The organism is Lentzea guizhouensis, from assembly GCF_001701025.1.
Taxonomy (GTDB): Bacteria; Actinomycetota; Actinomycetes; order Mycobacteriales; family Pseudonocardiaceae; genus Lentzea; species Lentzea guizhouensis.
Genome location: NZ_CP016793.1, coordinates 9436683 through 9458415, shown reverse-complemented (window position 1 = coordinate 9458415; position 21733 = coordinate 9436683). Strand labels below are relative to the sequence as shown.

At 70.8% G+C, this 21733-nt stretch carries 18 protein-coding genes and 1 pseudogene; 13 read left to right on the top strand and 6 right to left on the bottom strand.

Annotation, left to right across the window (positions count from 1 at the left end; all coding sequences use genetic code 11):
• Nucleotides 1–25: 25 nt before the first annotated feature.
• From BBK82_RS44835 to BBK82_RS44825, 3 genes are read left to right on the top strand one after another with little or no spacing between them, the layout of a single operon-like run.
• A complete protein-coding gene (locus tag BBK82_RS44835) occupies nt 26–892 on the top strand; it encodes a carbohydrate ABC transporter permease (RefSeq protein ID WP_065920340.1) in 867 nt (288 codons plus the stop codon).
• Nucleotides 889–1710 carry a carbohydrate ABC transporter permease gene (locus BBK82_RS44830; RefSeq protein ID WP_065920339.1) on the top strand — a complete coding sequence of 274 codons (822 nt, stop codon included), beginning with the start codon at nt 889–891 and terminating at the stop codon, nt 1708–1710. The genes BBK82_RS44835 and BBK82_RS44830 overlap by 4 nt, the downstream gene beginning before the upstream one ends.
• The gene (locus tag BBK82_RS44825; protein ID WP_065920338.1) at nt 1710–2684 is read left to right on the top strand and encodes an ABC transporter ATP-binding protein; all 975 of its coding nucleotides are present in this window, start codon (nt 1710–1712) and stop codon (nt 2682–2684) included. The genes BBK82_RS44830 and BBK82_RS44825 overlap by 1 nt, the downstream gene beginning before the upstream one ends.
• 12 nt (nt 2685–2696) lie before the next feature.
• Here BBK82_RS44825 and BBK82_RS44820 read toward each other — a convergent pair whose 3' ends face one another.
• Together BBK82_RS44820 and BBK82_RS51300 are read right to left on the bottom strand one after the other, a co-directional pair.
• Entirely contained in the window at nt 2697–3077 is a 381-nt protein-coding gene (locus BBK82_RS44820) for a VOC family protein (protein ID WP_170068076.1), read from the bottom strand.
• Between the two features lie 259 nt (nt 3078–3336).
• Entirely contained in the window at nt 3337–3528 is a 192-nt protein-coding gene (locus tag BBK82_RS51300) for a hypothetical protein (RefSeq protein ID WP_154697881.1), read from the bottom strand.
• A gap of 73 nt (nt 3529–3601) precedes the next feature.
• Between BBK82_RS51300 and BBK82_RS44815 the strand changes: the two genes are divergently transcribed.
• The 9 genes and pseudogenes from BBK82_RS44815 (at nt 3602) to BBK82_RS44780 (ending at nt 13502) form a co-directional block, all read left to right on the top strand.
• Nucleotides 3602–4423: an ABC transporter permease gene (locus BBK82_RS44815; protein ID WP_065920337.1), complete on the top strand. Its 822-nt coding sequence runs from the start codon at nt 3602–3604 to the stop codon at nt 4421–4423.
• A 2-nt stretch (nt 4424–4425) separates the two neighbouring features.
• Nucleotides 4426–5427, top strand: coding sequence for an ABC transporter substrate-binding protein (locus BBK82_RS44810; RefSeq protein WP_065920336.1), 1002 nt, complete (start codon nt 4426–4428; stop codon nt 5425–5427).
• Nucleotides 5424–6215, top strand: a complete 792-nt coding sequence (locus BBK82_RS44805; protein ID WP_065920335.1) for an ABC transporter ATP-binding protein — start codon at nt 5424–5426, stop codon at nt 6213–6215. The genes BBK82_RS44810 and BBK82_RS44805 overlap by 4 nt, the downstream gene beginning before the upstream one ends.
• Nucleotides 6216–6218: 3 nt before the next feature.
• Nucleotides 6219–8003 carry a toll/interleukin-1 receptor domain-containing protein gene (locus BBK82_RS44800; RefSeq protein ID WP_065920334.1) on the top strand — a complete coding sequence of 595 codons (1785 nt, stop codon included), beginning with the start codon at nt 6219–6221 and terminating at the stop codon, nt 8001–8003.
• A gap of 157 nt (nt 8004–8160) precedes the next feature.
• Nucleotides 8161–10194 (top strand): PQQ-dependent sugar dehydrogenase, encoded by a 2034-nt coding sequence (locus tag BBK82_RS44795; protein WP_237047933.1) that lies wholly within the window; start codon nt 8161–8163, stop codon nt 10192–10194.
• Nucleotides 10194–11123, top strand: coding sequence for a LamG domain-containing protein (locus BBK82_RS44790; protein WP_065921874.1), 930 nt, complete (start codon nt 10194–10196; stop codon nt 11121–11123). Before BBK82_RS44795 ends, BBK82_RS44790 begins: the two co-directional genes overlap by 1 nt.
• A 194-nt stretch (nt 11124–11317) precedes the next feature.
• Nucleotides 11318–11632, top strand: a complete 315-nt coding sequence (locus BBK82_RS53475) for a hypothetical protein (RefSeq protein ID WP_218920541.1) — start codon at nt 11318–11320, stop codon at nt 11630–11632.
• 100 nt (nt 11633–11732) lie between these two features.
• Nucleotides 11733–12509 (top strand): annotated as a pseudogene (locus tag BBK82_RS53470) (S1 family peptidase); the annotation flags it as partial.
• A gap of 69 nt (nt 12510–12578) precedes the next feature.
• Nucleotides 12579–13502, top strand: a complete 924-nt coding sequence (locus BBK82_RS44780) for a hypothetical protein (protein WP_065920332.1) — start codon at nt 12579–12581, stop codon at nt 13500–13502.
• A gap of 13 nt (nt 13503–13515) precedes the next feature.
• Here the strand turns inward: BBK82_RS44780 and BBK82_RS44775 are convergent, their stop codons facing one another.
• From BBK82_RS44775 to BBK82_RS44765, 3 genes are all read right to left on the bottom strand, one after another.
• Entirely contained in the window at nt 13516–15585 is a 2070-nt protein-coding gene (locus BBK82_RS44775) for a hypothetical protein (RefSeq protein ID WP_065920331.1), read from the bottom strand.
• Nucleotides 15586–15615: 30 nt separating this feature from the next.
• Nucleotides 15616–16200 (bottom strand): DUF4232 domain-containing protein, encoded by a 585-nt coding sequence (locus BBK82_RS44770; protein WP_065920330.1) that lies wholly within the window; start codon nt 16198–16200, stop codon nt 15616–15618.
• Between the two features lie 116 nt (nt 16201–16316).
• Nucleotides 16317–17492 (bottom strand): SGNH/GDSL hydrolase family protein, encoded by a 1176-nt coding sequence (locus tag BBK82_RS44765; RefSeq protein ID WP_065920329.1) that lies wholly within the window; start codon nt 17490–17492, stop codon nt 16317–16319.
• A gap of 90 nt (nt 17493–17582) precedes the next feature.
• Here BBK82_RS44765 and BBK82_RS44760 point away from each other — a divergent pair, with 90 nt between their 5' ends.
• Nucleotides 17583–18116, top strand: coding sequence for a class I SAM-dependent methyltransferase (locus BBK82_RS44760; protein ID WP_237047932.1), 534 nt, complete (start codon nt 17583–17585; stop codon nt 18114–18116).
• A gap of 51 nt (nt 18117–18167) precedes the next feature.
• Here the strand turns inward: BBK82_RS44760 and BBK82_RS44755 are convergent, their stop codons facing one another.
• Nucleotides 18168–21167 carry an AfsR/SARP family transcriptional regulator gene (locus BBK82_RS44755; protein WP_083268628.1) on the bottom strand — a complete coding sequence of 1000 codons (3000 nt, stop codon included), beginning with the start codon at nt 21165–21167 and terminating at the stop codon, nt 18168–18170.
• Between the last annotated feature and the right edge of the window lie 566 nt (nt 21168–21733).

The following is a 21733-nucleotide window of genomic DNA, read 5'->3' as shown; positions in this document are numbered from 1 at the left end:
GACGCCCCAACCCGCAGGGGGTGGGATGGACGGCTCTGGGCTGGGCGTGCGGCGCGCCGTCGGGTTCGTCGCGCCCGCGCTCGTGCTGATCGGCGTCTTCCTCGTCTTCCCGGCGCTGTGGACGCTCTACATCGGCATCACCAACTACCAGCTCACCGGGCCCGCGGCGGCGAACCCGCGGGTGGTCGGCCTGGACAACGTCGTCAACGCGGTGCGCGACCCGTTGTTCACGAACTCGGTGTGGCTGACCGCGTTGTTCGTGCTGTTCTCGGCGGTGATCGGGCAGAACGCGCTCGGCTTCGGCCTCGCCTGGTTGTTGCGCACCGTGCGGCCGTGGCTGCGCCGCACGGTCGAGGCGTTCGTGCTGCTGTCGTGGATCCTGCCCGGCACGGTGGTCGCCTACCTGTGGTTCGCGGTCCTCAGCCGCGACACCGGCACGCTCGGCCTGCTGCTCGGGCAGCCCGAGACGGCCTGGCTCGTGCAGTACCCGATGACCAGCCTGATCATCTTCAACGTCTGGCGCGGCACCGCGTTTTCCATGCTGCTCTACACCTCCGCGCTGGCCGCCGTGCCGCCGTCGCAGCTGGAGACCGCGCGGCTGGTGGGCGCGTCGGGGTGGCAGACCGTGCGGGACGTGGTGTTCCCGCACATCCGCGGGCACGTGCTGACCAACACGCTGCTGATCAGCCTGTGGACCGCCAACGACTTCACGCCGTTCCTGCTGACCGCGGGCGGGCCGAACCACCGGTCGGAGGTGCTGCCGGTGCTGATCTACCGGCAGGCGCTGGAAGGCGGGCAGCTCGGGTACGCCTCGGCGATGTCGATCCTGCTGCTGCTCGGCAACCTCGTCATCGCGCTGGTGTACCTGCGGCTGCTGAGGAGGCGCGCGTGAGTCCGTTGTGGATGGTGCGCAGGATCGGGTTCTACGTGCTGGTCACGGTCGTGCTCGGGTTCTTCGCCGTGCCGATGCTGTGGCTCGCGTCCGCGCCGTTCGACACCGAGCCGGGACTCGGCCTGCGCTGGCCGGACTGGACGCTGGCGAACGTGGCGAGGACCTTCGAGCACCCGTACGCCCTGTCGTCGTTGCTGAACTCCCTGCTGCTGTGCGGGATCGCGACCGTGGTGACGACCGTGTTCGCGGCGTTGGCGGCCTACGCGCTGTCCCGGGTGCGGATCCCGGGCCGCGACCTGTTGCTGTACCTGCTGTTGTTGCTGTCCTCGGTCGTCACGGGAACGGCCGCGATGGTGCCGATCTTCGTGATGATGCTGCAGCTCGGTCTGATCAACTCCCAGTTCGGCACGGCACTGGTGATCGCGGGCGGCATGCTCCCGGCCGCGATCTTCATCCTCAAGGACTTCGTGGACGCCGTGCCGCGCTCCTACGAGGAGTCGGCGCGCGTGTTCGGCGCCTCGCCCCGGCAGGTCCTCGGCCACGTCGTCCTGCCGGTCGCCAGGCCCGGTGTCGCGACGATCTTCGTGTGGGCCTTCGTCAACGCGTGGGGCAACTTCCTGCTGCCGTTCCTGCTGCTGCGCGACGTCGGCCAGCAGCCGGCGGCGGTGCTGCTGCGCACCCTGTACGACGAGGGCGGCAGCGCCAACCTGACGGTGATCCCGGTGTTCTCGCTGCTGTACTCGATCCCGGTGGTCGTGCTGTACCTGTTCGTCAACAAGCGGTACGGGTTCCGATTCCACGGAGGCATCAAGAGCTGATGGCGGGCATCTCGATCACCGGCCTGTCGACCGTGTACCCCGGCGGGGTGCGGGCGGTCGACGAGCTCGACCTGGACGTCACCGACGGCGAGCTGTTCGCCCTGCTCGGCCCGTCGGGCTGCGGCAAGACCACGTTGCTGCGCACGATCGCCGGGCTGGAACCCGCGTCCTCCGGCGAGGTGCGGATCGGCGGACGGGACGTCACCCGGCTGCAGCCCGGCGAGCGCGGTGTGGCGATGGTGTTCCAGGACTACGCGCTGTTCCCGCACATGACCGTGGCCGAGAACATCGCCTACCCGCTGCGGGTGCGCGGTGCCGCGAAGTCCGTGCAGCGCGAGACGGCCTCGCGCACGGCGTCGGGGCTGAGCCTGGACGGCTTGCTGGAACGACGGCCCGGCCAGCTCTCCGGCGGTCAGCAGCAACGGGTTGCGCTGGCACGGGCGGTCGCGGCCTCGGCCGAGGTGCTGCTGCTCGACGAGCCACTGTCCAACCTGGACGCCCGGCTGAGGCTGGAAGCCCGCACGTTCCTCAAGAAGCTGCAACGCGAGCTGGCGCTGACCACCGTCTTCGTGACCCACGACCAGGCGGAGGCGCTGGCGCTGGCCGACCGGATCGCCGTGATGGACCAGGGCCGGATCCGCCAGCTCGGCACACCCCGTGAGGTGTTCCAACGACCGGCGGACACGTTCGTCGCGAACTTCATCGGCTCCACCCCGATGAACCTGGTCCCGCGCGATGACGACATCATCGGCGTGCGGCCGGAGTACCTGGGGCCGGCGGACCGAGGACTCTTCACCGGCGAGGTGTCCATTGTGGAGAACCTGGGCGTCACGTCGCTGGTGACGCTGGACTGCGGCGTCGGGTACATCGTGCCGGAGGAGGACGAACCACCGATCGGCACACCGGTCACCCTCGACGCCCCGCCGAACCGCGTTCTGCGCTACGACAGGGAGACCGGCCTGTTGCGCCGGTGACGCCGGGCGGCTTCACGGCCACGTCCGAGCCGACCTGGCGAACGTCTCGTGGTCGCTGTGCACGGGCACCACGCAGAGCAGGTGACCGCCGGGCGCGCGCAGCGTGTGGCACTCCAGCCAGCGGGAGACCGGTTCCGCACCCAGTGCCGTCAGACGGGCGACCTCCGCTGCCACGTCGTCGGTCTCGATGTCGACGTGGTAGCGCGGTGCGTCGTCGACCGCCTGGACGTCGACGGTCAAGCCGGGAACGGCGCCGTCCAGAGCTGTGAACTGCTCCTCACCTGCCACGGAACGCGCCGGAACACCCAACGCGGCGGACCAGAAGTCCGCCGCCTGACCGGCTTGCGCGACGGGCGTGTCGATGAAGATCCCGAACAGTCTGCTCCGATGCACGACACCGAGGTTAGTGGCGCGACTCGGAACGCGGGCGGGTAACTCACGCTCAGCAGGCCACCTCGCGGCACCGCCCCCACGCCGCCATACGTCCAGTATGAGGACGTGGGGGCGGCACCACGATGCGGCCGTCTGACCGCGAATTCCCTCGGCAACGTTCCGAGCCACGCCACTAGTCGTGCTCAGTTGCCCGTCAAGGTCGCGCCGGCACGTCGACCGCCGGCTCGCGGACCGCCCGGTACCGGTCGTGGAGATCGATTCAGTGGGTCCGTGCGGGACCAGGTCGCCTAGCCCACCCGTGCACCCCGCCTGCGGACACCTCGACGAGCACCGGAAAGCGCGGACCACCTGCGACGGCGACCTGTCCGCCGGGCGCGCCGAGCGCCCGGACGGTGGGCGGTGCGACGGCGATGACGCCAACCCGTTCGGCCGTCGGGCCGCTCAGCTTCATCGATCCTCCACCTTGACCGGTCCGTGAGCCGGCCATAGCGTACGGGAAAGCGCTTTCCGAACGAGGGGGCTTCGTGGACACGGTTCCGGCGGACCGCAGGCGGGGCGGCGTCGTGGAGCGGGCGTGGCGCCCGGTCGCGCTGATCTTCGCCTTCCTCCTGCTCTGGCAGCTCGTGACGGTGACCGAGCTGGTGGAGCCCTACCTGGTGCCGTCGCCGGGCAGGACGGCCGAGGTGCTCGTCGGCAAGTGGTCCTACCTCTGGCCGCACACGCTGACGACGACCTGGGAGACGCTCGCCGGGTTCGTCATCGCGGCGATCGTCGGCGTGCTGGTCGCGGTCGCCATGGTCTACTCGCGCGCGGTCGAGAGCACGGTCTACCCGGTGCTGCTGTTCGCGCAGGTCATCCCGAAGATCGCGATCGCGCCGCTGTTCGTGGTGTGGCTCGGCTTCGGCTTCGAGCCCAAGGTGATCGTCGCCGTGCTGATGGCGTTCTTCCCGGTGGTGATCTCGATGGTCACCGGCCTGAAGTCGGTCGACACCGAGATGCTGGAGCTCGCCTCGACGATGGGCGGCGGCCCGCTCAAGACGTTCGTGAAGATCCGCTTCCCGGCGTCCTTACCGCACCTGTTCGCCGGGCTGAAGGTCGCGATCACGCTGGCGGTCACCGGGGCGGTGGTCGGTGAGTTCGTCGGCGCCAACGAAGGCCTCGGATACGTGATCCTGCAGGCCAACGGGAACATGGACACCCCGATGCTGTTCGCCGGGCTGATCGTGATGTCGGTCGTCGGCGTGCTGCTGTTCGCCCTGCTCGACCTCGCCGAGAAGCTGATGCTGCCGTGGCACGCCAGCAGGCGCGGTTCCGCCGTCACCACAACCCTTCTCGCGAAAGGCTGATCATGAAGAGAGTGCTCGCCGGCCTGCTGCCCGCGATGCTGCTGGTCGCCGCCTGCGGTGGTGGCGAAGGCGGTTCCGCCGGGAGTGGCGTCGAGGAGACCACGCTGACCCTCAACTGGTACCCGTACGGCGAGCACGCGCCGTTCTACTACGGGGTCGAGCAGGGCATCTACGAGAAGCACGGGATCAAGCTCAAGATCCAGGCGGGTCAGGGCTCCGGCAAGACCGTGCAGGCCACCGGTGCCGGCCAGACCGACTTCGGCTGGGCCGACACCTCGGCGCTCGCCACCGCGGTCGAGAACGGCGTGCCCGCCAAGAGCATCGGCGTGTACCTGCAGACCACGCCCGCCTCCGTGCAGTTCTTCACCGAGAAGAACATCACCAAGCCCGCCGACCTCAAGGGCAAGTCGGTCGCGACCACCGCGGGTGACGCGCTGACCAAGACGTTCCCCGCGTTCCTGAAGCAGAACGGCATGCAGGAGTCGGACGTCTCCATCCAGAACATCGACCCGGCGGGCAAGATGGCCGCGGTCATCTCCGGGCGCACCGACGTGCTGCTCGGGTTCGCGTCCGACCAGGGGCCGACGATCAAGGAGAAGGCCGGCAAGGACGTCTCGTACCTGCGGTTCTCCGAGTTCGGCCTGAACTACTTCAGCAACGGCCTGCTGACGTCGAAGTCGATGCTGCAGAAGGACCCGGACCTGGTGAAGAAGATGGTCCAGGCCACCCAGGAGGCGTGGGCCGCCGCGGAGAAGGACCCGCAGGCCGCCGCCGACTCGATGAAGGGCGCCGCCGAACAGCTGCCGTCGCCGACGGTCGTGCTGGAGCAGTTCAAGACCACGCTGACGTTGCTGCACACCGACGCCACGAAGGGCAAGGCGCCGGGCGTGAACACGGCGGAGGACTGGAAGAAGACCATCGACACCTTCCAGCAGACCGGCATCATCGGCAAGGCGGCCGAACCCTCGGCGTACTGGGAAGAAAGCGTGGCCCCGAAGGGATGAGCGCCACCTTGAACGCCACGAGTGCGGTCTCGATCAACGGGGTGTCCGTGCGCTTCCACTCCAAGCGCGCGGAGACCACCGCGATCGAGCAGGTCTCGCTCGACGTCGCACCCGGCGAGTTCGTCTCGATCGTCGGCCCGTCCGGCTGCGGCAAGTCGACGCTGCTGAAGCTGGTGGCCGGCCTGCTGCGGCCGTCGTCGGGCTCGGTGCGGCTGTTGGGGGAGGAGGTCCACGGGCCCCGGCACGACATCGGGTTCGTGTTCCAGCGCGCCGCCCTGCTGGAGTGGCGGTCCGCGCGCAAGAACATCCTGCTGCAGGCCGAGATGCGCGGCATGGGCTCGGCCGAGGCGGGGAGACGCGCCGACGAGCTGATCGAGATGACCGGGCTCACCGGGTTCGAGAACGCCCTCCCGCACGAGCTGTCCGGTGGCATGCAGCAGCGGGTGGCGTTGTGCCGCGCGTTGCTGCACCAGCCGCGGGTGCTGCTGATGGACGAGCCGTTCGGCGCGCTCGACGCGTTGACCCGCGAGCAGATGAACGTCGAGCTGCACCGGGTGTGGCGGGAGACGGGCACGACCGTGCTGCTCGTGACGCACTCGATCGCCGAGTCGGTGTACCTGGCCAACCGGGTGGTCGTGCTGACGCGACGGCCCGCGCTGGTCAAGGAGGTGATCGAGGTCGACCTGCCCGCCGGCCGCGACTACTCCGCGACCATGGCCCGGCCCGAGTTCGCGACCACGACCGCGCGCATTCGGGACCTGTTGGGGGCCGTGACAGGGCACGATTGATCCGTGCCGAACGTCTTCGTCAGCTACTCGCGGCAGGACTTCTACGCCGCCGAGGCGCTGACGTCGGTGTTCGCGAGGCAGGGGCTCCGGCCGTGGTTCGACGTCGAGCGGATCCGGCCGGGCACCGACTGGGCGGCCTCGATCGACGAGGCGGTCGACGCGGCGGACGTCGTGGTGGTGCTGGCCTCCCCGGCGGCGATGGCGTCCCCGCACGTCACCGAGGAGTGGCGACGCGCCCTGGAGGCGGGCAAACAGGTCCGCGTCGCGGTGGTGCGCAAGGCGGAGCTGCCACCCGAGCTGGCCGCCGCGCCGGTCAACGACCTGCGCGGGCGGTTCTTCGTGCACGCCAGGGCGCTGGCCGACGAGATCGTCACCGGCCGGCGGCGCGGCGGCCGGGTCTTCCCGCTCTCGCCCGCGGTGGTGTGGCTGTGGCTGGCGGCGCTGTACTGCGCGTTCGTCACGGCCCGTGCCGTCCCGCTCGGCCTGCACCTGTACGAGGTCTACCGCGCTCCAGTGGTGCTGACACCGTTCCCGGGCTACGCGGCGATCGCACTGGCCGTGGTGCTGATGAACGCCGTGCTGTTCATCGCCTTCCTGCACCTGATGTACCGGCTGGCCAGGCGCACGGCCACGCCTTCGCTGGTGCGCACTGCGTTCGGCACGCTGGTGCTGGCCCTGGTCTACGACTGGCTCGCCACGAGCACGTTGCACACGCGCTGGTACCGCGAGCTGGCCGCGGACCGGTGGACGGAGTCACCGCTGTGGTACTCCGCGGCGATGCCGGTGGCCGTGTCCTGCCTGGTGCTGGTCCGCTACTCGCGCACCGTGCACCTGGCCACGCCGATCGGTGCCGGTCTGGGCCTGCTGCGCCTGCGGGCCACCGGCCGACCGGCCAAGCTGCGCCGCTGGTCCGCGTCCATGCGGAAGTTCACCGCGTTGCGCTCCCTGCCGCCGACCAGCTACCTCGTGCTGTGCGACCACCCGGACAAGCCGATCGCCGACCTGGTCGACGAGTGCTGTGCCGCCGCCGGGCTGGCCAGGAACCGGGTCGACCCGCGGTGGGTGCTGTTCGTGGTCACCGACCGGACGAACGACGACCTGATGGCGCAGGTGCGCGCGGTGTTCGGCGACCGGGTGGTGTTCGTGCTGGGCACGAGCCTGCGGGTACCGGACGACGAGCTGCGTCGCGAGCAGTGGCTCGACTTCAGGGAACAGGACCTGGAGACCCTCCACGCGTTCCTCCGCGCGATCCTCACGCCGGTGGTGGACCAGCGGGAACCGCTCGCCGTACCGATCGGCGTCTCGCTGTCGCAGCTGCCGTTCTACGTCACCAAGTGGCTGAGGTTCGGGCATTACCTGCTGGCCTGCACCGCGGCTGTCCCGCTCGGCGAGCTCCTCACCGGTTCGATGCCGGTCGCGTTGCCGGTGGTGACCGCGCTGCTATGGCTCGTGCTGGTCACGTTGCTCGTCAGGACCGCGGCGAAGCGGGTCACCGTGCTGAGCTGGTTCGGACTCGCGGTGCTGTCTTACGGGCTGTACGTCGCCTGGCTCGTGCTGACGTCCACACCGGTGTTGGTCACGGCGGTCCGGGTCGTGGTCGGCGTCCTCGCACTGGGATCGCTGTTCCTGCCGCTCGCGGTGATGGGGGAGTACTGGCTGCCCGCGGCACCGGACCGGCGGCCGCGCGGGAACGCCGTCAGAACGCCGATCGCCGCGCTGTCCTCACCGCTGCCGCCGCTGGTCATAGCGCCCGCCTTCATGGTGGTGCTGGTGTTCACCGGCTCCTGAACCCCGAGGTGGCGGACGTGGTCAGGCCGAAGGAGGGTTGTGACCGCCCTGTCAGCGCAGTAGATTCCCGAACCACTGCTTCGGAAAGCGCTTTCCGCGCCGTGCTGCCACGGCCTGGCCCACAGGGTGGTGGGGGATGTACCGACGCTTGTTCCGGTTGGCTGCAACGACATTCGTGCTGTCGGCGCTGTTCGTGCCGATCGCGTCCGCCCAGGACGCTCCTGTCGCGGACCCGCTGCCCACGCCCGGTCAGTCCGGGATCGGCCTGGAGCTGACGGAGGTGGCGCGGCTGCCCGCGTCGCAGCCGGTCCCGCCGCCGACCGACACGCGGTTGCGCCGCTACAACCGGATCAACTACCTCGGTGAGCTGCCGGACGGGTCGGGACGGCTGTTCGTGCCGGACATGAACGACACGCTGTACCTGCTCGACGGCGGCACCCAGCACGCCTACCTCGACCTGGGTGCCGCGGTCGGGCCCGACTTCCACAACCACCGCGGGCTGGGCAGCGGGTTCGGGTTCGCCGCGTTCCACCCGGACTTCGGGCGCAACGGCAAGTTCTACACCGTGCACACCGAGACCGGGGCGGCGCTGACGGACAAGGAGCCGGACCTGCCGTCGCCGGTCGAGGACGAGGTGCACGGCGTGATCACCGAATGGACCGCCGCCGACCCGCGCGCCGACCTGTTCGCCGGCGCCCGCCGCGAGGTCCTGCGGGTGGGCTACGCGTCGTTCATCCACGGGTTCCAGGAGATCGGCTTCAACCCCACCGCGCGCTGGTGGGACGAGGACCACGGCCTGCTCTACATCGCGGCCGGTGACGGTGGCATCGGCGTGAACACGACAGTGCCGCAGGACCTCGCGCTGCCGCAGGGCAAGATCCTGCGCATCGACCCGGCCGGGACCGACGGTCCGAACGGCCGCTACGGCATCCCGCGCTCGAACCCGTTCGCGCGCAAGGCGGGCGCGTTGGGCGAGATCTACGCCTACGGCATGCGCGACCCGTACCGCTTCAGCTGGGACGCGGGCGGGTCGCACCGGATGTTCATGGGCCACATCGGCGAGAAGGCCGTCGACGCGGTCTACGAGATCCGCAAGGGCGCCAACCTCGGCTGGAGCGAGCGCGAGGCGCAGTGGGAGTACCGCCGCGGCGACCCGTCGTGCGGGGTGTTCCCGCTGCCGGCCGACGACGCGAAGCACGGCTACACCTACCCGGTCACCGGCTTCGACCACAACCGGCTCGCCTCCGCGCGGCCGTGCGCGGACAGCGGCAACGCGTTGATGGGCGGGTTCGTCTACCGCGGCACGAAGATCCCCTCGTTGCACGGTAGATACATCTACGGCGAGGGCGTGAAGGGCCTGGTCTTCACCGCCGACGAACGTTCGCTGCGCACCGGTCGGCCGTTCGTCGAGTCGCGCGAGGTGATGGTGTACTCCGGCGGGCAGCGGACCACGTTGCCGGCGCTGGCCGGCGACCCCCGCGTGGACCTGAGGTTCGGGCAGGACGCCGAGGGCGAGCTGTACGTGCTGGCCAAGGCGAACGGCAAGGTCTGGAAGGTGACGGGCGCGCGCACGTTCGCGTCCTGCGCGTCCGGCCACGACTTCGTCTCCGGTGCGACGTCGGCCCGGTCGTGGGAGCCGGTGACGCCGTCGCTGTGGCAGTTCCCCGGTCGTGAGGTCGTGCTGGCGCAACCGGGGGCGGCACGGCCGGGTCCGCGGCGGCCGTTCGAGTACGCGGTGCTGCGCAAGGGGCCCGAGTTCGGGTCGGTGCAGGTCGACGCGTCGGTGCGGCTGGACACACCGGTGGCGGAGTCGAACCGGGACGTGGTCGTCGTGTTCGGGTACCGCTCGGACACCGAGTTCTACTACGCGCACCTGTCGTCGGACAACAAGATCTACCCGCACAACGGGATCTTCGTGGTGAACAACGCCGACCGGCTGCGGCTCGACCACCAGTGGGACGCGGCGCGCTCCGTCGGCGCCGCTCCGGCGGTGACCGACACCGACTGGCACCGCGTCCGGGTGCGGCACTGCGCCGGCACGGGGGAGATCGCCGTGTACGTGGACGGGTCGCGCCATCCGCTGATGACCGCGGTGGACAAGACGTTCTCGTCCGGGCGGGTCGGGTTCGGCTCGTTCGACAACATCGGCCGGCTGCGCGACCTGCGCGTGCAGGGCAAGGGGGTGCGGTGATGCGCCGGTTGCTGGTGGTGGGGCTCGTGGTGGCGTTCTCGGTCGGCCTGGCCGCGCCCGCGTCGGCGTCGTGGGCGGTGCTGCCCACGTTGTCGCGCAACCTGGTGGCGTACTACGACTTCGAGCACCCGGTGCGCGGGAACCCTGCCTTGGAACAGGACCGCGGCCGGTCGGGCACCGCGCTGTCGTTGGTCAACGGCGGCGCGGACATGCGGGTGCGGGACGGTGCGTTCCGGGGCTCGCGGAACTCGCTGCAGCTCAAGCAGGTCAGTCCGGCGGTGGCCGGCAACGACGACTGGAAGGCCGGGCTGTACAGCGAGTCCGGGGTGCCGTCGCTGCGGGCGTTCCACGGTGCCCGCGAGGCGTCGATCATGGGCTGGGTGAAGATGACGGGCCAGAACCCGGCCCCGAACTCGAACTCGGCCGCGCCGGACGACCTCTACGGCGCGATCGGCCTGGCCGGTGTGCTGTCCGGTGACTCGAACGGCCACGCCGTGCGCGCGTTGCTGGAGCTCATCGGCGTGGACGGCGAGCTGAAGCTGGTCGCGCTGGCCCGGCGGCTCGACGGCGGTGAGTCGCAGACGTTCGCGGCCGCGGAGGACTGGCGGACGTTGCTGCCACCGGGCGAGTGGGTGTTCCTGGCGGCGACGTTCGACTTCGACACCGGCGAGATGGCGTTGTACCGCAACGGAAAACCCCTGGCCGGGAAGTACGTCGCGGCCGGTGACCCGTGGCGGCTGGAGGGCGAGCCGGAGCCGGACCTCGCGTCGGCCACGGACCCGCGCGGGATCAAGATCGGTGGCAGCTACCCGCAGAACACCCGCGAAGGCAACGCCTGCACCTGCCGGATGGACAGCCTGATGTTCCTCGACCGGGCGGTGCGGCCGTGGGAGGTGGCGCTGCAGCACCGGTGGATGCGCTGGGGATGAGCGTTTTTCGTTTTCACAATCTGGGCCGCTGTTCCCTGAAATACCGATCGTTGCCCACGTCACACCCGGCGGGCAGAGTGCGATGCGCGGCGGGAAACCGTCGACCGGAGACGGCCACCTGGGCGATTTCGCGGTGATCCCGCGAATTCGCCCTCCTCCCTGCGGTGGCCGCTCCGGGAATGGGAGGTTCCATCGTGTTGCGAATTCGGTTGTCGGGTGCGGCTGCGCTCGCCTGTCTCATTCCACTGACCCTGCTCTCCGGGGGCGCCACCGCGTCGGCGAGCGGGTCCGACTACCAGCCGGAGATGGTGGCCGAGCTCGCCAGGACGCTCGGCACCAGCGAGGCCGCCGCTGTCGGGCGACTCGACGGCGAGGCCGCGGCGCAGCGAGCCCTGGGCGGGATCGTGCGGGACGGTGTGCGGGTCGACGGCGCGTTCTTCGACGCCCAGGGCGCGCTGACGGTCAACACCGACCAGGCGGGCGTGGCGAAGGTCGCGCGGCCGGGTTGACGGCCCGCACGCCGGCCAGGGGCGAGGCGGCGCTGGCCGCGTCCAGTCGAGGCTCGACGCGCTCGCCACCGGACGAGCGCCCTCGGGTGTCGCCGCGTGGGGTGTGGACGTGGCGGCGGACGTCGTCACCATCAAGGTCGCCGACCCGGACCGGCCGGCCGCCAAGGCGTTCCTCGCGCAGGCCGCCGCGTTCGGCTCCGCGGTCCGCGTCGAGCGGGTGGACCAGCAGCTGAGCACCCAGGCCACGATCTACCCCGGTAGCAAGATGACGATCAACAACACCTCCGGGTGGTGCTCCGTCGGGTTCGGCGCGCGGTCGTCGAGCGGCACGCAGTACCTCGTCACCGCCGGTCACTGCGTGGAGGGCCTGCCCGAGCTGCGCTTCGACGGCACGCGCTTCGCCAAGGGCACCAGCACCCGCTACGCGCTGGGCCGCGACAGCGTGGACATGGGTGTCGCGCGGGTCGACGCGGGCAACTCGATCGCGACGCAGGTCGGGACCTGGGGCGTGGCCGGCCTGGTCGCGGTCAAGGGCGGCACGAAGGCCGCGGTCGGCGCGTCGCTCTGCAAGTCCGGCGCCACCACCGGCTGGACCTGCGGGAAGATCACCGGCTACAACCAGACCGTCACCTACATCGACCGCAACGGAGGCCCGGACACCGTGATCCGCGGGCTGGGCGCGTCCACCGTCTGCACCATGGGCGGCGACAGCGGCGGTGCGTACATCGCGGGCAACCAGGCCCAGGGCATGACGTCCGGCGGCCCGACGAACCAGCAGTGCTCCTGGAACGGCGGGAACCAGAGCGGGAAGTCGTCGTACTTCCAGCCGCTCGGTGACGCGCTGTCGTACTACGGGCTGAGCCTCAACGTGGGGTGACAACGGTGGATGCCGATACCTTCTGAAGGAGGTATCGGCATTCCCCTTTTCGGGGCACTATCGTCACTCGTGGCAGCTCCTCGCGAACGATCCGGACCCGAGGCGGTCCTGAGTCAGGAGAGGTTCGCGGACGCCCTCCGCGCCGCGATCGACCGGCGGGCACTGACGCTGGACCGCCTCCGCGCGCGGCTCGCGGACCGGGGCGTGACCATCAGCCTGGCCACGCTCAGCTACTGGCAGCAGGGCCGCAGCAGGCCGGAACGACCCAAGTCACTGCGGGCGTTGCGCGAGCTGGAGGCCATCCTCGACCTCCCGCAGGGCACCCTGTTCGAGTTCCTCGAACCGCCCAGGCCACGCGGTCGCTGCCAGTCCAGGGAGACCGTCAGCGTCCGCGCGCTGTACGGGGAGAACTCGCCGTACCAGGCCGTGCTGGGCCCGGAGACCGGCGATCCCAACCCCACCGTGTCGGTGCTCGACACGAACGAGACCTGCCACGTCGGCGCTGCCCGCACGGTGCGCCGCCTCAGCACCACCCAGGTCCTGCGCTGCGTGGCCGACCGCGCCGACCGGTTCACCGTCGTGCACGGCGCCGACGAGGGCGACCCCATGCCGTCCGACCTGCACGTCCGCGGTGGCGAGCTCGCCGAGCTGCGCAGCGACCCGGCCAGCGGCTACACGGTGGCCGTGATCGCCCTGGCCCGCCCGCTGGCGAGAGGCGAGACGGCGGTCCTGGAGCACGACTGGGTGCTCGGCGACAGCGCAGGCCCGTCCATCTCGCACGAACGGCGGGTGCGGTCGACCGAAACGTACCTGCTGCGGATCGTCTTCGACCGGGAGGCGCTCCCGCTCCGTTGTTATGAATACCAGCGGGTGAAAGTGGACGCGCCTCAGGTGGATCGCAGAAGGCTGCCGGTGAATTCCATTCCGGAAGCGCACATCTACCTGCCGAAGTGTGCGCCGGGAATTCACGGAATCTGCTGGGAATGGGACTAGTGGTGCGAGTTGCTCAAGCCTCCAGCAGGGCGGTCGCCGCGACGAACGCCGCCGCCGCCATCGGCCCGTCCCCGGCCGCGAGCACCCGGTACTCCCTGACCGCGGCCGGCTGGTCGCCGAGCAGCTGGTAGCACTGCGCGACCAGGAACCGGGTCTCGTCCGCGGCCTGCTCCCAGCTCGCGTCCTCGGTCTTGAGGTGGTCCAGCCACGCCACGGCCTTGAGCCCGGCGTCGACGGCGTCCTCGTACCGGCGCGCGGCGTAGTTCGCGTGCGTGAGGTGGAACCACTGCTCCACCGTCGCGTTGTTGCGGCGTTGTGCCTGACCGACGGCCTCGTTCAGGTCGTCGACGGCGAGCTCCGGCATGCCCGCGTTGATCGTCCGCAGCGCTCGCAGGTAGCTCAGGTGCCCGGCGACCCGCGGGTGCTCGGGCGCGGTGCGGCTGAGGTCCTCCGGTAAGAGGTACAGCGCTTCCAACGCCTTCTCCGGCACGTCGTTGTGGACGAAGGTCTCGTAGGCCTCCAGCGGCGGCTGGCCGAGGAGCTGGGCCTCGAGTGCCAGCAGGGTGCCGCGCGCCAACGCGTCGTGGGCGTGCCGTTTGCCGCGGGCGATGGCGTTCAGGGCCTGGTCGTGCCGGTTCTGCCCGGCCAGCACGTACGCGAGCCAGTACTCGCCCCACGCCTGGCCCTCGCCGATCTCGTACAGCCGCTCGACCGCGTCCTGCACCGCCGCGATCCCGCCGTCGACGTCACCCTCGTGCACGACCCAGAGCCCGATCCAGCAGCGCGTGAGCTCGGCGCGCCGACGGTCGCCGTGGTTGTCGTACGTGCGGGCGGCATTGCGCAGGATCGTCCCGGTTTCCGGGCTCTGGAAGAACTTCGCGGTGAGCTCGTCGCGCCGGGCGCGCAGCGGTTCCGGTAGCTCCTCGCCCACCCGCGACAGGCACACGCGCGCCTCGTCCGGTTCGCACCGCAGGTCGTGCAGCTCCGCGCGGTCCAGCAGCTCGGCGTCGGTGAGGCCCTGCGGTGGCGCGGGGATCGGCGGCCGGCTGGTCGGGTAGAGCGGCAGGAAGCCGGTGAGCTGCTCCGCCCGCAACGTCTGCCGGACCCGGTCGCCGCACCGGGACGTGCCGTTGCGCGCGTCGAACCGCGCGGCCAGGTCCAGGGCGAGCTCGCGCAGGCGCCGTTCGGTGTCGATCCAGCCGAGCTGCCGCGTGAGCAGGGTGGCGGAGGCGGCGTACTCCATTGTGGCCAGTGGCCGTTTGCGGTTCTGCAGCTCCTCCACGGGTCCGAGCCAGATGGTGCCCTCGCTCGGGTTGCCGGTCAGCGCGCAGAAGTGCGCCATTCCGCCGTGGTCCTCCAGCCGCGAGTACTCCCCGGACATGCCGCGGGTGAGCCGCCGGAACGTCATCGCCGCGTCGTCCCACCTCCGTGCCCTGGTGAGGGGCAACAGCACCAGGTGCCGCACCCGCGTCGTGAGCTCGTCCGACACCCCCGGCTCGCGCAGGAACGGTTCCGCCAGCTCCAGTGCCTGCTCCTCGTCCCCGAGCGCGAGCAGGTGGTCGATCCGGTGGACGTCCAGCCACGGGTCCTCGGGATCGCTCGCCCGCACCTGCCGGTCGAACGCCTCCCGCGCCCACGCCAGGTCCCCGACGTGCACCGCGATCCCGTGGTGCGCGCGGTGGACGTCACCCAGCGGGTACTCGCGCGCCCGGAACCGCCGCTCCAGGTCCGCCGCCTTGTCGTGCACCTCGTCGAGCGAACGCTCCGGGAAGTCCACCATGGCCTCGACCAGCCACGCGTACCACTCCAGCAGCTCGGCCTCGTCGTCGCGCTCGAACCGCCACGGCCGCTGCTCGTGTTCCTGCAAGCACTGCTCCAGCAACGGGTAGACCAGGTCCCAGCGCCCGTCCGTCTGGTGCGCGGCGGCCAGTTCCCGCCGCGCCAGGAAGGTGACCCGCGGCGCGTCCACGACGTCCGCACGCCACACGAGCTCCTCCAACGCCGCGGTGCGCTCGTCGCCGTGCTCGCGGGCGACGACCTCGTTCAGGTCGACCCACAGCTCACGACCCCCAGGTGTGATCACACCGCGAGCTTAACCGGGCCCGGTCTGCGGTCAGTCGAAGAGCAGCACGCCCTGCGTCGCCGGCTGCATCGTGCCCACCTTCGCCTCGCTCACCTTCATGCTGCTCACGTTGGCGATCGGCTGCCCATCAGTCCCGATGAACCTCACCTTGGCCGGCAGCATCCCGGGCAGCTCCACCGTTATCTCGTTGATCGCGAACGAAGTGGTGTCGTCGGTGTCGAACTGCACCCCGGCGAACGCGGTCTGCCCCGGCTGCAACGTGATCGAGGGCCCCTCACCCGGCACCAGCTTCTGCTCCACCGGGATGGCGGCGGGCCCACCGGCGGCGTTGGTGAAGGTGAGCTTCGGCCAGCCCTGGAAGGTGATGGGCGTGGTGCCCTGGTTGGTGGCGGCCAGCAACCCCACGCCCGGCTTGCCCTGCATGGTGATCTCGGCCTTGACGGCGGGTTCCTGCTTTCCCCCGCCGGTCGGCGTCGGCGCGGTCGTGGTCTGGGCGGTCGAGCCCTGCGTGGTCTGGTCCTGCGCGCTCTGGCCGGACTGGGCGGTGCTCGGCGGCGATGCCGCGCAGGAGGCGGCACTGACCGCGAGAACGACGGCGAGGATGGTGGCACGCATTTCGCTGACCCCTTCGGGTGACCTGGTGTTGATCACCTGGAATAGCCGGGCCGCGCGGCGCGGCAAACCTCGACCGCCCGATCGGGTGGCGGGCCGCTGACCGCGGTGAGCAACGGCTAGAGCGTCGCCACCCGCACGGCCCGCGCCATCGCCTCGAACCCCTTGTCCCCGGGGTGCAGGTGGTCGCCCTCGTCGTACTCCGGCTTGATCCGCTGCGGATCCGCCGGATCCCTGATCACCGCGTCGAAGTCCACCACGGCGTCGAAGTCCCGGCTGGTCCGGATGAACGCGTTCACCGCCTGCCGCACCCGCTCCAGCTCCGGCGTGTAGCTGAACCACCCCTTGAACGGCGTGATCGTCGCCCCCACCACCCGCAGCCCGCGGTCGTGCGCCCGACTCGCGATCTGCTTCAGGGCCGCGATGATCTTCGCCGGGTCGGTCTCGTGCGGGGTCTGCTGGATGTCGTTGATGCCCTCGAACACGATGACCGTGCGGACGCCGGACTGGGTCAGCACGTCGCGGTCGAGGCGGGCCACCGCGTTCGGGCCCGCCGAGCCGCCGTCGAGGAGCAGGCGGTTGCCGCTGATGCCCGCGTTCAGCACGCCGTAGCGGGTGTTGACGCGGTCGGCGAGCTGGTCGGGCCAGCGGAGGTTGGCGCCCCAGGTGGAGTTGGCGCCGTCGGTGATCGAGTCGCCCAGTGCCACGACGCTGCCGCGCAAGGTCGAGGAGCGCACGTCGACGCCCGAGACGTAGTGCCAGGCGGTGGTGCGTTCGCGGTAGGCCGCGCCCGACTCGGCGGCGGTGTGGTTGCGGTCGCGGGTGAAGTAGGAGTTCTGCATGGTCAGCTGGTGGTGCGTGACCGGGCCGCCCGCAGTGGGCGTGAACACCGAGACCAGCAGGTCGGAGTCGGCGGGGACGTCGAGTGCCGCGCCGTCGCTGACGACGTCCGCGCCGGGCGGGGCGGTGATCGAGGCGGCGCCGCCGAACGTCAGCGTGCGCATCGTGCCGGGCAGCGCGGTCGGCGTGTCGGGCCCGGCCGCGAGGGCCACGGTGACCTGGCCGAACAACACGGGCGTGCGGCCGTAGGCGTTGGACAGGCGGACGCGGATCTCCTTGCCGCCGGCGCTGACGTGGACGATGTTGCGGATCGAGTGGTTCACGTAGCCGTTCTCGGTGCCGGGGACGGCGGAGGACGGTGCGGCGGCCCAGGTACCGACCCAGCGCGCCGGTGCGGCCTGCGCGGGGGATGCCGCGGCCACGACCAACGCCACTGCCAGCAGGAAACGCGTCACGCACTCGACCTTGGCAGCGCTCTCACACCGGCGCCATCCGCCGATCTTCGGGTTCGGCCGCCGTCGTCCTGCCCCGTTAGGCTCAGCCGCGTGTGGAACGGTGCGGAGTACCAGGCCAGGTTCGACCAGCTCGCCGCCTCCGGAATGGACGTGCACGGCGAGGCCACGTTCGTGCGCGCCTATGAACCCAGGACCGTGCTCGACGCCGGGTGCGGCACCGGGCGCGTGGCGGTCGAGCTGGCCAGGCACGGCATCGAGGTCGTGGGCGCGGACGTGGACCGGTCCATGCTCGCCACCGCGCGTGCCGCCGCCCCGCACGTCGAGTGGGTCGAGTCCGACCTGGCCGAGCTCGACCTCGGTCGCACGTTCGACGTCGTCGTCATGGCCGGCAACGTGCCGCTGTTCACCCCGCCCGGCACCCAGCAGGCGCTGGTCCAGGGCGTCGCCCGGCACGTGAGGACGATCCTCGTCGCCGGCTTCAGCCTCGACCGCGGCTACACCGCCGAGGACTACGACGAACACTGCGCGAACGCCGGCCTGCGGCTCGTCGAGCGCTACGCCACCTGGGACCGGCAAGAGTTCCAGGACGGCGACTACGCCGTCTCCGTCCACGCCGTGAACTGACGTCTGCAAGTACCACCAAGTGCGCGCTTGGTGGTACTTGCAGACGCGCCACTAGCCGCGGGGGACGGCCTGCAGGGCCACGCCCCGGTGCGGCAGCACGGCGTCCGAGCTGAGCACCACGTTCGCCTCCTCCGCCGCCCGCGGCAGCCGGTACTCGGTGAACGTCGCCAGCGCCCGTTCGGCCAGTGAGCGGGACGCGGTCGTGTTGCCCCGCAACCGCTCCAGCTTCGCGAGCTCCAGCCTGGCCCGCGCGAGGCCCACGTGGTCGCGGCTGAGCTCGCAGATCGCCGCGCAGTTCTCGAACAGCTGCGAGGCGCGCACCAGGCGGCCGCGGCGGGCCTGGATGATGCCCAGCGCGTGCAGGGCGTAGCTCTCGCCGACCAGGTCGCCGATGGTGCGCACGAGGACGAGCACCTCGCGCATCACCCGGTCGGCGCCGTCGTCGTCGCCCTGCGCCAGCAGCACGTTGCCGATGCTGTAGTTGATCTGCGACTGGATCCGCGGGCTGGCGGTCTTCGCGCACATCTCGGCGGCGCGCTCCAGGGTGGCCAACGCGCGTTTCTGGTTCCCGGCCTCCACGTCGACCAGCGCCGTCTGGCTCAGCACGTGCGCCTGGCCCGCCACGTCGGCGGTCTCGGTGAACAGCTCCAGCGCACGGCAGAAGTGCGCCAGCGCCGCGGTCGTGTCGCCGCTCTGGCGTTCCATGATGGCGACGTTGCGGTGGGCCAGCGCCATGCCCTGCCGGTCGTCCAGCGCCGTGAACGTGCGCAGGGCGGGTTCCAGCACCGCGCGGGCCAGGTCCATGCGGCGCTGGGTGTTGTGCAGGGAGCCCAGCGAGCACAGCAGGGCCGCGGTGCCGCGCTCGTTGCCGGCGAGCTCGGTGGCCCGCAACGCCGTCTGGTGGGTGTACTGCCAGTCGTCGAGGTGGCTGCGGACCTGGAAGATCGACACGAGCCGCACGGCGAGGTCCCACACCGGCTCGTCCAGGCCCGCGTCGGCGGCCTGGGTGACGGCGGCGCGGACGTTCGCGCGTTCGGTCTCCCACCAGCGCAACGGGTCGGCGGCCATCTCCTCCACGTGCTCCGGCGGGACCGGCAGGCGTTCGCCGGTGCCGCGCAACGTGGTGAAGTCGCCGCCGTACATCAGGTGGTGCGCGCGGTCGGCGAGCGTCAGCCAGCCGCCCATCGCGCGGCGCACCGACTCCAGCTCACGCTCCGGCTCCTCGGCCCGCAGGCGTTCACGGGCGAAGATGCGGGTCAGGTCGTGGAACCGGTAGCGCGGCTGCATCACGCCGTCGAGCGCCACCGCGTCCAGCAGCTGTGCGTCGACGAGCTGGTCGGTGTGGTCGCCGGAGGTGTCACCGGCGACGACCGCGGGAGCCCAGGCCGGCAACGTCTCCGTGTCCAGCGCTCCCAGCCCGCGCAGCAACGCCGCCGTGCCGCCGGTGAGGCCGTCGTAGCTCAGCCGCATGCTCGACCGCACCGCCAGCTCACCGTGGGTCAGCTCGTCGAGGCGGTTGCGCTCGTCGGCCAGCCTGGTGACCATCGAGTTGACGGTCCAATGTGGACGAGCGCCCAGCCGTGCGCCGACCACCCGCAACGCCAGTGGAAGCCCGCCGACGGCTTCCACGAGCGTGGTGGTGGCGCCGGGCTCGCGCCGCACCCGGTCCTCGCCGATCAACCGGCCCAGCAACCGGGTGGCGTGCGCGGTGTCCAGCACGTCCACCTCGAAGACGCGGGCGCCGGGCACGCCGGTCAGCCTGCGCCGTGACGTCACCAGCACCGCGCACGTCGGCGAACCGGGCAGCAGCGGCGCCACCTGCTCGTCCGAGGCCGCGTCCTCCAGCACCACCAGCAGCTTCCGGTCGCCGAGCAGGCTGCGGTAGAGCTCCGCCCGCTCGACCTCGGTGGCGGGCAGGCACTCGCCGCCGACGCCCAGCGCCCGCAGGAACCGGCCCAGCAGGTCGTGCGGCGTGGCCGGTTCCGCCTGCGTGGCACCGAGGTTCGCGTAGAGCTGGCCGTCGGGGTACAGCTCGGTGCTCACCTCGTGCGCCACGTGCACGGCCAGCGCGCTCTTGCCGACACCGGCCTTGCCGACGATGTTGACGATCGGCACCGCGTTGCCGTGCGCGCGGAGCAACGCGACGAGCTGCCGGACGTGCTCGTCGCGGCCGGTGAAGTCCGAGATGTCGGCGGGCAGCTGCCGGGGTCGCGACCGCGCCGTGGGGGGAGGCGGCGCGGTCGCGACCTGGCTGATCGCCTCCGGCCGCAGCAGCGACCCGTCGTCGGCGATGATGGCGGCTTCGAGGTTCTTCAGGCGCTCGCCCGGTTCCAGGCCGAGCTGGTCGATCATCAGCGTGCGGCCGGAGCGGTAGGTGGCGAGCGCGTCCCACTGCCGTCCGGACCGGTAGAGCGCGAGCATCAGCAGGTAGCGGAACTCCTCGTGGTACGGGTGTTCCGCGACGAGCGTGCGCAGCTCGCCGATCGCCTCGCGGTGGCGGCCCAGCTCGATCTCGTGCGCCAGGCACTCCTCCAGCACCTCCAGGCGCAGCTCCTCCAGCCAGGTCACCTGGTCGTGCAGCGCCTGCGGGGTGCCGTCGAGCACCGGGCCGCGCCACAACGCCAGCGCGCCGCGCAGCGTCGTCGCCGCGCTCAGCCGGTCGCCGGCTCCCGCGGAGCTGCGCGCGGTGGCCACCAGCCGCTCGAAGCGGTGGATGTCGAGCAGGTCCTTCGCCACCTCCAGCCGGTAGCCGGCCGAGTGCGTGACGATCGACGCGGGCACGCCGAGCCGGTCGAGCTCGCCGCGCAGGGCGTGGATCACGTACTGGACCTGGGACCGCGCCGTGGTCGGTGGCGCACCCTCCCAGATCGCGTCGATCAGGTGGTCGACGCTGACCACGTGGTTGGCCTTCATCAGCAGCGCGGCGAGCACCGTCTGCTGCCTGCCCACGAGCACCCGCACATCACCGTCGTCACCCACGAACTCGACGGTGCCGAGCAACCGGAACACCACCGGCCTCGGTTGCGGGTCGAGTGTCTCCGCCGACCTCATCGCGAACCCCCCTCGTCAACCCGCGGTCGCCCACGGCGGTAATCGTCCACAAAGGACGAGAAGAGGCGACCGGGAATTGTCACTGACATGCTGTCGGTTTTGCATGCCCAACCGTAATTCGCCACCGATACCCGAGTGCTACCGCTGTCCTTCCGCACTTCGTCTCAATTGGCGTTACCAGATGTCCGAGAGTATTTACGCCAATTTAATTGTGCCCTGTCCGTCCGTCGTTTGGGTACAATCGCGCGGCGCACCGTAACAAGATGCCCGTTCTGGGTGGACGCGCTCTCAGGTAGCGGCTTTCCCCGCTGGGTGGAATGTCACGGACGGTGACAAGTGGTCGGCTGGTGTCAAGTCCCTGTCAGCGGGCGGGCGGCACGAGCGTGCGTTCGGGTGAACTCCGCGGTGAAACAATTCCCGGCTCCGAAGTGACTTCGGTGACGGCTGTCCCGGTGGGCAAGACTTCTGGCTATGGTGTCGGAGGTGGATCAGCAACCCACGCTGGGGAGTGGGTGTGGCCGTCACCCAGGTGAACAGCCAGTGCGTCCGTTGGCGGGATTGACTTC